The sequence below is a fragment of the Thalassospira sp. genome, from assembly GCF_048059015.1.
Classification (GTDB): domain Bacteria; phylum Pseudomonadota; class Alphaproteobacteria; order Rhodospirillales; family Thalassospiraceae; genus Thalassospira.
This window is the reverse complement of record NZ_JBLLNT010000021.1, coordinates 72657-83905: the sequence shown is the minus strand read 5'-3', so window position 1 is coordinate 83905 and position 11249 is coordinate 72657. Positions and strand designations below refer to the sequence as shown.

At 53.6% G+C, this 11249-nt stretch carries 10 protein-coding genes, 1 pseudogene and 1 riboswitch; of the genes and pseudogenes, 7 read left to right on the top strand and 4 right to left on the bottom strand.

The annotated features are described in order from the left end of the window. From ACMZ66_RS21520 to ACMZ66_RS21495, 6 genes are all read left to right on the top strand, one after another. The coding region (locus ACMZ66_RS21520) for an ArsR/SmtB family transcription factor (RefSeq protein ID WP_416940490.1) at nucleotides 1–391 on the top strand (391 nt) is incomplete at its 5' end. Further along, entirely contained in the window at nucleotides 388–855 is a 468-nt protein-coding gene (locus ACMZ66_RS21515; RefSeq protein WP_416940488.1) for an SRPBCC family protein, read from the top strand. The genes ACMZ66_RS21520 and ACMZ66_RS21515, both read left to right, overlap by 4 nt. A 147-nt stretch (nucleotides 856–1002) precedes the next feature. Further along, complete coding sequence (locus tag ACMZ66_RS21510) at nucleotides 1003–2634, top strand: MFS transporter (RefSeq protein WP_416940486.1); 1632 nt, start codon at nucleotides 1003–1005, stop codon at nucleotides 2632–2634. 15 nt (nucleotides 2635–2649) lie between these two features. Beyond that, entirely contained in the window at nucleotides 2650–3264 is a 615-nt protein-coding gene (locus ACMZ66_RS21505; RefSeq protein WP_416940484.1) for a GNAT family N-acetyltransferase, read from the top strand. After that, complete coding sequence (locus ACMZ66_RS21500) at nucleotides 3261–3989, top strand: DUF899 domain-containing protein (RefSeq protein ID WP_416940482.1); 729 nt, start codon at nucleotides 3261–3263, stop codon at nucleotides 3987–3989. Before ACMZ66_RS21505 ends, ACMZ66_RS21500 begins: the two co-directional genes overlap by 4 nt. Before the next feature lie 214 nt (nucleotides 3990–4203). After that, complete coding sequence (locus ACMZ66_RS21495) at nucleotides 4204–5499, top strand: calcium-binding protein (protein ID WP_416940480.1); 1296 nt, start codon at nucleotides 4204–4206, stop codon at nucleotides 5497–5499. A gap of 84 nt (nucleotides 5500–5583) precedes the next feature. Here ACMZ66_RS21495 and ACMZ66_RS21490 read toward each other — a convergent pair whose 3' ends face one another. Then, on the bottom strand, nucleotides 5584–7572 hold the full coding sequence (locus tag ACMZ66_RS21490; RefSeq protein WP_416940478.1) for a diguanylate cyclase domain-containing protein: 1989 nt from the start codon (nucleotides 7570–7572) through the stop codon (nucleotides 5584–5586). A 405-nt stretch (nucleotides 7573–7977) separates the two neighbouring features. Here ACMZ66_RS21490 and ACMZ66_RS21485 point away from each other — a divergent pair, with 405 nt between their 5' ends. Beyond that, on the top strand, nucleotides 7978–8616 hold the full coding sequence (locus ACMZ66_RS21485; RefSeq protein WP_416940476.1) for a LysE family translocator: 639 nt from the start codon (nucleotides 7978–7980) through the stop codon (nucleotides 8614–8616). An 88-nt stretch (nucleotides 8617–8704) separates the two neighbouring features. On the opposite strand, the gene ACMZ66_RS21480 is transcribed toward ACMZ66_RS21485, so the two are convergent. The 3 genes and pseudogenes from ACMZ66_RS21480 to ACMZ66_RS21470 all read right to left on the bottom strand — a co-directional run. Further along, complete coding sequence (locus ACMZ66_RS21480; protein WP_416940474.1) at nucleotides 8705–9505, bottom strand: MetQ/NlpA family ABC transporter substrate-binding protein; 801 nt, start codon at nucleotides 9503–9505, stop codon at nucleotides 8705–8707. An 84-nt stretch (nucleotides 9506–9589) separates the two neighbouring features. Then, nucleotides 9590–10249 carry a methionine ABC transporter permease gene (locus ACMZ66_RS21475; RefSeq protein ID WP_416940472.1) on the bottom strand — a complete coding sequence of 220 codons (660 nt, stop codon included), beginning with the start codon at nucleotides 10247–10249 and terminating at the stop codon, nucleotides 9590–9592. Nucleotides 10250–10306: 57 nt separating this feature from the next. After that, nucleotides 10307–11035: pseudogene (locus tag ACMZ66_RS21470) on the bottom strand (methionine ABC transporter ATP-binding protein); the annotation flags it as partial. Between the two features lie 65 nt (nucleotides 11036–11100). Then, a riboswitch (SAM riboswitch) is annotated at nucleotides 11101–11178 on the bottom strand. Nucleotides 11179–11249 lie beyond the last annotated feature (71 nt).

The following is an 11249-nucleotide window of genomic DNA, read 5'->3' as shown; positions in this document are numbered from 1 at the left end:
ACCGATGATTGAACTCCACGAAATTTTTCCTTCAATACTTAACTCCATGGTTAAGTATCAAGACACCGAACTGAACAACATCTTCGCAGCCCTTGCCGACCCTACCCGTCGCGCACTTCTGGCACGGCTGGAAGAAGATAAAAACGGGTTATCGGTCAGCGAACTGGCACAACCCTTTGATGTGTCGTTGCCTGCGGTGATGAAACATCTGACTGTTTTGTCCGACGCCGGATTAATCCGCCGACATAAAATCGGACGCACGGTCAATGTGCAGCTGCAGCCCGAAAAGATGGCGCATGCCATGGAATGGTTGGCCCGGTACCAACGTTTCTGGATCGAAGGTCTTGATCGGCTTGCCGCCTTTGTCGAAGACGAAGAAAAGGAAGCATGATGGACGTGCAAAAACCAAGCCTGACCATCCGCCGCCGCATGGCCGCCCCACCAGCCAAAGTTTTTGCCGCCTGGACCGATGCAGAAAAACTTGCGCGATGGTGGGGACCGGGGGATTGCACGGTCATTGACGCAAAAGTTGATGCGCAGGTTGGCGGTACGTTCCGCATTCGCTTCAAGGAGCCGGAGCCGGACGGGGAAGTCCATGATGTCAGCGGCACCTATGATGCGGTTGAAACCAACCGCTTGTTATCGTTCAGCTGGCAATGGATCACCATGCCCGAACGCAAGTCACATGTCACATTGACGCTAAAGCCAGATAACACCAGCGAGGAAACAGGACAGGCCACCATCCTCGTCCTGCATCATGAACAATTCTTCGATCAGGCAGCCCGCGACGGACACGAAAGTGGCTGGAACAGTACGCTCGACAAACTCGAAGCATATTGCCACCCGCAAGCATAACACCTTTGACCTCAATTACGGTTGAGTTCCGAAACTACCTCATACCGACTTATATGGATCATTCAAAAATGGCTAAGCCACGATCCATAGAAATTGACAAACATCCGTCGTGCCACCGACGCCACCAGGAAAATACAGGAAACAGAAATGAGCGCCCCGACACATCCCGATACCGCCCCCATAGACGGCAAAGCCACGCGCAAGGAGTGGATTGGTCTTCTGGTATTGGCTTTGCCTTGCCTGCTGATTGCCATGGACATGACCGTTCTGCATCTTGCCGTGCCCCATCTGACGGCAAGCCTGAACCCGACCAGCGACCAATTGCTATGGATTGTTGATATCTATGGCTTTTTCATCGCCGGATCACTCATCACCATGGGTACGCTGGGGGATCGGATTGGTCGCCGTAAATTACTGATGATCGGTGCCGGTTGCTTTGGTGCTGCATCGGTTTTGGCCGCATTCGCCAATACTTCAGAAATGCTGATCTTTGCCCGTGGTGTGCTGGGCGTTGCAGGCGCAACCCTGATGCCATCCACCCTGTCGCTGATCCGCAACATGTTTCACAATAAAAAGGAACGTTCCTTTGCCATTGCGGCATGGATGACGACCTTTATGGTCGGGACTGCGGCCGGACCACTTTTGGGTGGGCTCGTACTCAGTTACTTCTGGTGGGGGGCTGTCTTCCTGCTGAACGTGCCTGTTATGGCCGTTCTGTTGATTGTCGCGCCGATCTTGCTTCCCGAACACAAGGCTGAAAAATTCGGTCGGATTGATCTATTCAGTGCAGCACTTTCGCTCGTTTCCATTCTGGCGATCATCTACGGGATCAAGATCCTTGCCGCCTATGGATTTGGTGGTGATGCGATTGGTGCAATCATAGCCGGTCTTTTCGGCGCGTGGATTTTCGTCCGTCGCCAGCGCAAACTTGCCGATCCATTGCTTGATCTCGGTCTGCTGTATCGCCGCACAATTTCGGTTCCGATTGTTATCCAAACAGCGGCGATTTTTGTCGGCATGGCATATTTCATGTTTTTGTCCCAATCCCTGCAATTGGTCATCGGCCTGTCGCCCATTCAGGCTGGCATGGCAATGTTACCTGCAACTGTCTCGGGCATTATCGGATCGCTGGGGGCGCCGGTGTTGCTTGGACGTTTCCGCCCCGGCACGGTTATGACGAGCGCGCTTATCCTGACGGCTTTCGGTTTTGGGTTATTGTCCCTGCCCGGGTCTGCCGCATCGCTTTACCTTCTTGCGAGTGGTGCTGCGATCTTTTCACTGGGCATTACGCCCGTCGCGATGATCTGTACTGATATGGTAGTAACCGCCGCCCCGACGGATCGGACCGGATCGGCCGCCGCCATGTCCGAAACCAGTGCCGAGCTTGGCGGGGCATTGGGCATCGCCGTTTTAGGCAGTGTCGGCACAGCGATTTATCGTGATGCCATGATTAACGCCAATGTTCCGACGAACCTGACAGCTGAGGCCATCGACGCCCTGCGCAGCACACTGGGCGGGGCCGTTCATGCGTTGGGAAATGCACCATCGGGTATAGGACATGACGTTTTACTATTGGCGCGCAACGCCTTTTCCGACGGATTGCAGGTGATTTCTATCATTTGCACGATCCTGATGATCCTGTCGGCAATTGGAACGGTGATGGTCTTGCGCAATGCCACCTGCGATCCCGCCGAGGGGTCCGATAATGACCCGGACGGAGATACCGTCATTGACCCGACACTACAACCAGCGGCCTGTGCCGCCGGACGTGTTGAATAGGAAAGGAAGATCAGCATGCGCAATCCTGAATTTCCTGTCCTGTTGCACGGCAAACGGTTCGTTCTTCGCGACTTCACCGAAACCGAACGTGCGGATTTCGTCGCCTATCAGATGGATGAACGTTACCGCGCGCTGTATGACCATGCCGATACCCAGGAGACACGTGACCGCAGCAACGCGCTGTTCGACCGCTTTCTTGATTGGCAGCAAGCATCCCCGCGCCGCAATTTCCAGATCGGGATATTTGACCGGACGACAGGCGAACTCATCGGGTGCACCGGCCTGAGATGTCGCGAAAAACCTGTCGATAGCGCCACGTTCGGCATCGAACTGGCACCTGCCCATTGGGGCCGGTACCGTGCAGCACTTGAGGCAACCACCGTTATGATCGCCTATGGCTTTCGCGAACTGGATCTCGTGACGATCATTGGCGATACCGCAAGCGGGAACAACCGCATCGCCCGCTTGGCAAAATGGTTCGGCGCAGAAATCACGGCCGAACGCCCCGGTCCCGACTGGATGAACGAACGTGGATGGACCGCAATCGACTGGTCCCTGCATCGTCATGTCTGGGACACGACACACAGCGAAACACCAACCGTCACCAACAATCAGGGAGAAACCATATGACCCGCCCCAATGTCGTCGACCGTGCGGAATGGCTTGATGCCCGTAAAGCGCATCTCAAACGCGAAAACGAGCACATGCGCGCCTGGGATCGTTTGTGCGAAGAACGCCGCGCCCTGCCCTGGGTCAAGGTTGATAAGGAATATCTTTTCGACACCCCCGACGGGCAAAAGTCACTTGGCGATCTGTTTGATGGTCGAAGCCAAATGATCGTCTATCACTTCATGTTCGGCCCAGGCTGGAAAGAAGGCTGCGACGGCTGTTCGTTCCTTGCAGATCATTTCGACGGTGCCAATTTGCATCTGCGTCATCATGACGTGACGCTGATGGTGGTATCACGCGCGCCACTGGCCGAATTTCTGCCCTTCCGGGACAGGATGAACTGGCATTTCCCGTGGGTGTCGTCTCATGGAAGCGATTTCAATTACGATTTTGACGCTTCCTTCCGCCCCGAAGATGTCGCGTCGGGCAAGACAACCTATAACTTCGCGCCCTATAGCGGCAAGATGGAGGATCTGCACGGCATCAGCGTGTTTTATCGCGATCCCGATACGGACGAGATTTTCCATACCTATTCATCTTACAGCCGTGGGGGCGATGCGCTGATCGGGGCACATGCATTTCTTGATCTCACCCCGTTTGGTCGCAACGAAAATGGCACGATGGATTGGGTCAAACTGCATGACCAGTATGAAGACAGCCCAACAAAAGCCGGATGCTGCCACTAATCTGACGTTTTGCACGCCATAACCATCAAGACCGTTATCGCGCACCGTCTAAGAAAAAGCGCAATCTCGTGAAGACTGCCCTGCCCATCGGCAGGGCGATCTTTCTGGTTTATCAAGTTGCGTCTTTGCGCCTTTTCCTCCTGCCATGAAGTTGTCGAATTTCACCCGCAGCCTTGGACCTGCCGGGGTAAGGCACTTCATGCAGGAGACTGGCATGGTTGATAACATCTATGGAACGGACGGCGACGACGAGATCACGGGAACAGAACAAGCCGACAGAATTTATGGACGTGCAGGCAACGATTATGTCCACGCGCTTGGCGGCGACGACCATATGTTTGAGTTGGGTTTTGGTGATGACACGCTTGATGGCGGTGACGGGCACGACGACATCAATGGCAGCGCCGGAAACGATGTCCTTTTCGGTGGCGCTGGAAATGACGAACTCAACGGCGGATCGGGCGCTGATATTATAGACGGCGGGCCCGGTCGCGATGAAATCACCTTTGGCTTCACCCAATGCCCATCAAACGAAGGCGTATACGTCAATCTCGAGACCGGTATTGGCTTGGGTGGCGATGCCCAGGGTGATCGATACAGCAATATCGAAGATATTCGTGGTTCCAACTATGGCGACGTGCTGATCGGCGATGATAGCGCCAACACCTTCTTCCAAAACTTCAACGGCACAGATAGCGGCGACGTCATGCACGGGCAAGGCGGGGATGATAAATTCTCTGCCGCAGGCAGCACCGACTTTTCCGAGGATCGCACACATATCTTTGACGGCGGTGAAGGGTCAGACACCATCAGTTACATCGCCGGATGGGGAAATGACGCCCCTTATGGAGAATACGGACCACAACCGGTCATCAACCTTGAAACCGGCCTTGGGCGCACCGGCGACCATTTCATCAGTATCGAAAATGTTGATGGCAGCAATCAAGGCGATCTGATCATCGGCGACGATCAAGACAACCACCTGATCGGCAAAGGCGGAAACGATACGATCTATGGCCGTGATGGTGATGACTTCATTGTCGGCGACAACATCCATGGCGAAGCCGGCAATGATACGCTCACCGGCGAATGGTATGACGTCTCGCTTTATGGTGGCGATGGGCACGATACGCTGCGTGCCGGTCCGGTTGGTGATCCGGTTTTCAGCGACAATCTTTTGTCTGGCGGCGCTGGCAATGACTGGCTTGAAGGTAACATCGGCAATGATACCTTTGTTTTCGATGCAGAAGCGTCAAGCCGCGACCGCGTAGTGGGTTTTGAAACCGGGGATGCCAATACTTATGACCGGGATTTCGTGCTTCTGACGTCTGAGCTTCAAGAACGATCCGGCATTACGGATTTTGACAGTTTTCTTGAACACACGACCCAGACCGGTGATGACCTGTATGTAGATTTCAGCAATGGCGATCCATGGACATTTGGCGTGATCATCGAAGATACAAACAAACAGGATCTCGATGCCGATCAGGTCCTGTTTGAAGAGGTCTAGATCACCCGCGTGATTTGACGCCTTACCGTCATAAAAAAGACAGCCACAAGGGGCTGTCTTTGTGCGTTTCAGATCGACATCAGATTATCGCGATGAACTTGCGAGTATGTTGTCGCCACCCTTTCGGATGCGTTTTTGCTGATACATTTTTTCATCGGCAAGGCCCAGCAACGCGACCGTTTCGCGGCTGTCTTGCGGGAAGACGGCAATGCCGACACTTGCGCCAACCGATATGCTAAGTGATCCGATTTCCATCGGTCGCTGAACGGATGCGGCAACTTTCTGCGCGACCCATTCGGCTTCATCCCGACCATTTACATCATCGGCAATAACGGCAAATTCATCGCCGCCAAGACGGGCCACCGTGTCGCCTTGGCGGACGGTGTTTTTGATCCGCTCGCCAACTTTCCGCAGCACCTGATCGCCGACTTCATGGCCATAGCGATCATTGACCGGCTTGAAGCCATCAAGATCGATATAAAGAAGGGCGATGGAATGGCCTTCGTTTTCGGCATGGCCACAGGCAACTTCAAGGCGGTCTTCAAACAGCAAACGGTTGGGAAGTCCGGTCAGAGCATCATGGTTGGCCTGACGCCAAAGTTCCTGTGCGTTTTCCATATGGCGCGAGATATCGAGCCCCATCTCGACAAAATTGACTTCGGCACTGTTGGGATCGGTGATCGCACTGATCACGACATTGGAATAGAAGAAATCACCGCTTTTGCGACGGTTGCGAACTTCACCTTCCCAGATGCCATTAGCACGTGCGCCCATCAGGATTTCATCAAGCTGTTGGCTATTGTCACGCTCGGCCCGCAGGAACGACAGGGGCTTGCCAATCGCTTCATTGGGCAAATAGCCGGTCATTGCGGTAAAGCCCGGATTGACCTTCAGGATCGTGCCAGCTTCATCGGCGACCACCACACTGTTTTTCGATGCGCGCAGAACCTGTTCAGACAGACGCGCATCAAAGCTTGCAACGATCTGACGTTGACGTGTCCAGGCATAGGCCGCACTGCCAATCGTGATCAAAAAGATAAAGGCAGCAGATACCGTGATCAGGGTGCCACGTTCCGGCCAAAGAAGCGCACTTAGAACCTCGTTGGGCAAACGCGTGCCGACATAGAGGCTAAGGCGGCTGTCATGCCCTTCCTGTTCACCAAATATGATCGACAATGACCGGTTCGCATTGCGCGACAGCATCAGATCAGAGACATCAAGACGCTGCACACTGTAATAGCCGCTATCGGTGCGGAAGCTTTGCAGGCCAAGCTGCATATTTTCCCACGCCTTGGGAAAACGATCGCCGAGAACCACCGGGGTATCGGAAAGCTCCATCGCCCAGTTATCACCATCCCGGCCACCCATGATCCAGTTGCCTTCAAAATCCAGAACGAATGGACGCGCACCATCAAGTGCCAATGAGTTGGTGACTTCATTCAGGATCGGGGCTGCGCGGAGGTTCAAAACGACAACGCCATGCCGCTCGCCGAAACGATCAAATACCGGGGCCGACAGACGAATGACCGGTTTGATCGGCTTTTCGATCTGACCGAACTCTTCGTTCAGATCAATGCCGGAGATATAGATTGTGCCGCGTGCCGCTTTGTTGGCCAGCTCGAAATAAGCGCGTCCCGCCTTGGATTGCAAATCACGGCCCGGAACTGCAAAGGGGATGCCACTGCCGTAATTGACGCGAACAACTTCCATGCCTTCGTTATCCAGGAAACGGACCTGGTCATAAACGCTGCGCCGAAGTGAAAAGATCGCGTATTCCTCGGCCAGCTGTTCGTAAGAAGACCGTCCTTCAAGGATCGCTTCAAACTGCCGACTTTCCGAGAGTATAAGAAGGTCGGACACCACCACATCAATGCGTTCGCGCAAAACCGAAACCGATTTTTCCAACGCAAAGCGCCGGTCATCTGAAATCGCTTTCTCGCGTGCGGTGCTTCCTTCCCACGCCAGAAATCCGACGATTGACAGGAAAACCGCACTAAGTGGTGCAAAGCACACCAAAAACGATTTGATATGTCCGAACTTGATCATCAGCGTACTGCCCTTGATTACGTTCACGGATATTTATTCTTGCAGTCAAGCCACTGTCCTAGCCAAACAGCCAAGGCCCTACCCGTAGGGATGGATTTCATCATACGCCGATTGAGAAGTTTCTCAAGAAAACGACGTGTGAAATCTCAATTTTATCAGTTAGATCAGTGATTAAATTCCATTTCATACATTGTAATGATTCTAAATTCTACATCCTACAAGGGCAGCGCACAAAAACGTGCCCCTTGCCACAGGCAATAGTCGTCAGATTTTCGCGGCTCGTCCCGCCGCCAAGCAGTATCCAAACCACAACATTCTGCTTGAATTGTTCGTCAATTTTTCCTGCGTCATTTCTGCTGACAAACTCCTGTCAGGAGGCAGTTGGTAACGTGTCGCCAGCCACCTGACATTTACCAAACGAGACCGCGCCCCATGACCTATATCGAAAACCTTTGGCTCTTTTTCATCCTGCTTTCGGGCATCATTATCGTACCTGGCATGGACATGTTTTTTGTCATTGCCAATTCCCTGACCGGCGGTAAACGCGCCGGATTATCGGCAACCGCTGGCATCATGCTGGGCGGTGTTTATCACACACTTCTTGGCGCGATTGGCATCAGTGCCCTTCTTGCCATTGCCCCATGGCTTTTGAATGTCATGCTGTTTGTCGGTGCTGCTTACATGATCTGGATTGGTATCACCCTGATCCGAAGTGCCATCACGGTTGGTGCAATCCGGGCCGCACGCGAAACATCGCTTTGGGTCGCGTTTCGCCAGGGCATGATCACCTGCATGCTGAACCCCAAGGCCTATCTGTTTATCTTTGCCGTCTACCCGCAATTCATTCGCCCGCACTATGGGCCATTGTGGTCGCAGGCCCTTATAATGGGGATCATGACAGCAGCGGTTCAATTAGCCGTTTATGGCGCGCTTGCCTTGGCGGCAGGCACCAGTCGCAACCTGATTACAGGTAATCCGACGGCAACGATATATATCGGGCGGGCGGCAGGAATGCTGTTTATTGGCGTCGCACTGCTGACCGCCTGGCAGGGCATGATCAGCTTAAATTAAACCCAATGGCCGTAGCGCCAAAATGCAAAACGCCCGCAAACCATCTGGCTTGCGGGCGTTTGACTTTGTTGCTGATTAATCGAGCTGATTATTCAGTGATCTTGAAGACCGGAAGAACCGAACCTTCGTATTTGGTTTCGATGAATTCACGAATGGAATCATCGTGATAAGCTTCAACAAGGGTTTTGACCCAAGCCGCATCCTTGTCCTGGGTGCGGGTAACGATCACGTTGGCATACGGGCTGTCATTGCCTTCAATCGCGATCGAATCCTTGATCGGGTTCAGACCAGCTTCAAGCGCGTAGTTGGTGTTGATCGCAGATGCATCAAGATCGGCAAGCGAACGCGGAAGCTGTGCTGCATCGAGTTCAACAAAGCTGATGCTTTTCGGGTTTTCGATGATATCAAGCGGGCTGACAACCAGACCAGCAGCCGGATCAACCTTGATCAGGCCATGTGCTTGCAGCACCAGAAGCGCACGACCACCGTTGGTCGGATCGTTCGGGATACCGATTTCCGCACCGTCTTTAAGTTCATCAAGGCTTTTGATCTTGTCGGAATAGATGCCCATCGGCGTCAGAATGTTGTAACCGACAACAGCAAGGTCATAGCCACGATCACGGATCTGGTTGTCCAGATACGGCTTGTGCTGGAAGCTGTTCGCCTGCAGATCGCCATCATCAAGCGCCTGGTTCGGAATGACGTAATCCGAGAAGCTGACGATTTCGATATCAAGACCCTTGGTCGCCGCGACCTTGACCACTTCTTCCATGACTTCTTCATGGGCACCCGGGGTGACGCCGATTTTGATTTTTTCGTTGGCAAGTGCCTGACCCGTCAGGGCCGATGCCAGAACAGCCGCAGCCGTCAATTTAAGCAGAAACCGCATTTTAAAGCTCCTTCTTTGCTTTTGGATTTTGCGGGAATTCGAAATTCGAATGGGCGAAATTCGAAGAACTTGGTTCGATAAAAATCAGATATTTCGTTTATCAGCCTTGCGCGCCATCCAGTCGCCAAGGCTCTGGACTGCCTGCACAACAACGATCAACGTGATCACAACTGCCGCCATCACATCAGGGCGGAACCGCTGATAGCCATAGCGAATGCCAAGGTCACCAAGACCACCGGCACCGACCGCACCAACCATCGCCGAATAGCCAATCAGGGTAACCGCCGTCAGGGTCAGGCCATGAATGATGCCCGGTAATGCTTCAGGCAGAAGAACCTTGGTCACAACCTGAACCGGGCGTGCGCCCATGGCTTGGGCCGCTTCAATAAGCCCGCCATCAACTTCGCGAATGGCACCTTCGATGATGCGCGCGATAAACGGGATGGCCGCCACGGTCAGCGGCACGATCGCAGCCGACGTGCCGATTGAGGTGCCGACGATCAGACGAGTAAACGGAATGATCGCCACCGCCAGAATGATGAACGGCACCGAACGGGTCGCATTGACCAGCGGGCCAAACACGCGTTGGAACCACATGGCTTCAAACAGCTCGCCACGGCCAGACGTCGCCAGAAGCACACCAAGCGGAAGGCCAAAGGCGGTCGCAATGCTGAGCGACACAACGACCATGTAAAGGGTTTCAAACGTCGCCTGCAAAAGGATCGGAGCAAGAGTTGAAATCATGACTTAGCCCTCCTGCCCGGCGTTTTGACCGGCGCGAAATTCAATAAACTCATCTGCCAAAAGCGATTTGGTCGTGTCGTGAACCGGATTGGCAAAAATGCCATCAACGGCACCTTCTTCGACGATCACGCCACCATCCATCACCGCAACGCGGTCACACAATGCTTTGACCACCGCCATTTCATGGGTGATCACAACCATGGTCAGGCCAAGACGCTTGTTGATGTCTTTGAGCAGATTAAGGATCTGACGGGTGGTTTCCGGATCAAGGGCGGACGTTACTTCGTCGCACAGCAAGACCTTGGGGCTTGATGACAGGGCGCGCGCAATGCCAACGCGCTGCTTCTGACCACCGGACAATTCCGCCGGGTAACGATCACGCTTTTCTTCAAGCCCGACAAGCGGCAAAAGCGGATCGACCGCATTGGCGATCTCGGCCTTGGACGCACCGGCAAGTTCAAGCGGAAGCGCAATATTGTCATAAACCGTGCGCGATGACAGCAGATTGAAATGCTGGAACACCATGCCTAGCTGACGACGAAACAGCGGCAGATCGCGTTTGGAAAGTTTGGTGACATCAGTGCCATCAACGGTCACGGAACCCGATGTCGGAACTTCAAGCAGGTTGATACAGCGGATAAGCGTCGACTTACCGGCGCCGGAACGGCCAATGACGCCAACAATTTCGCCTGCTGCAATATCAAGATCGATACCGCGCAATGCTGTATGTTCTGCGCTGCCACGCCGCGCTGGATAAGTCTTCTGGACGTTCGAGAGCCGGATCATGGACCCCAACCTTTCCGTAGATACAAAAAAACCGCCGCGGCGTAACCGAGGCGGTCGTACATACGGAGCATATACGCCCTCTCGCTTTAGCCGCATTTTTATCGCGCCCGCAAGCTGAGGAGCAAATCGGCGCGTTCGATATCCAATATGTATCTGACCCATCGTCATTCTTCAATGGGAATGAGCATGCATTTTACGCATGGCTTTTATGATT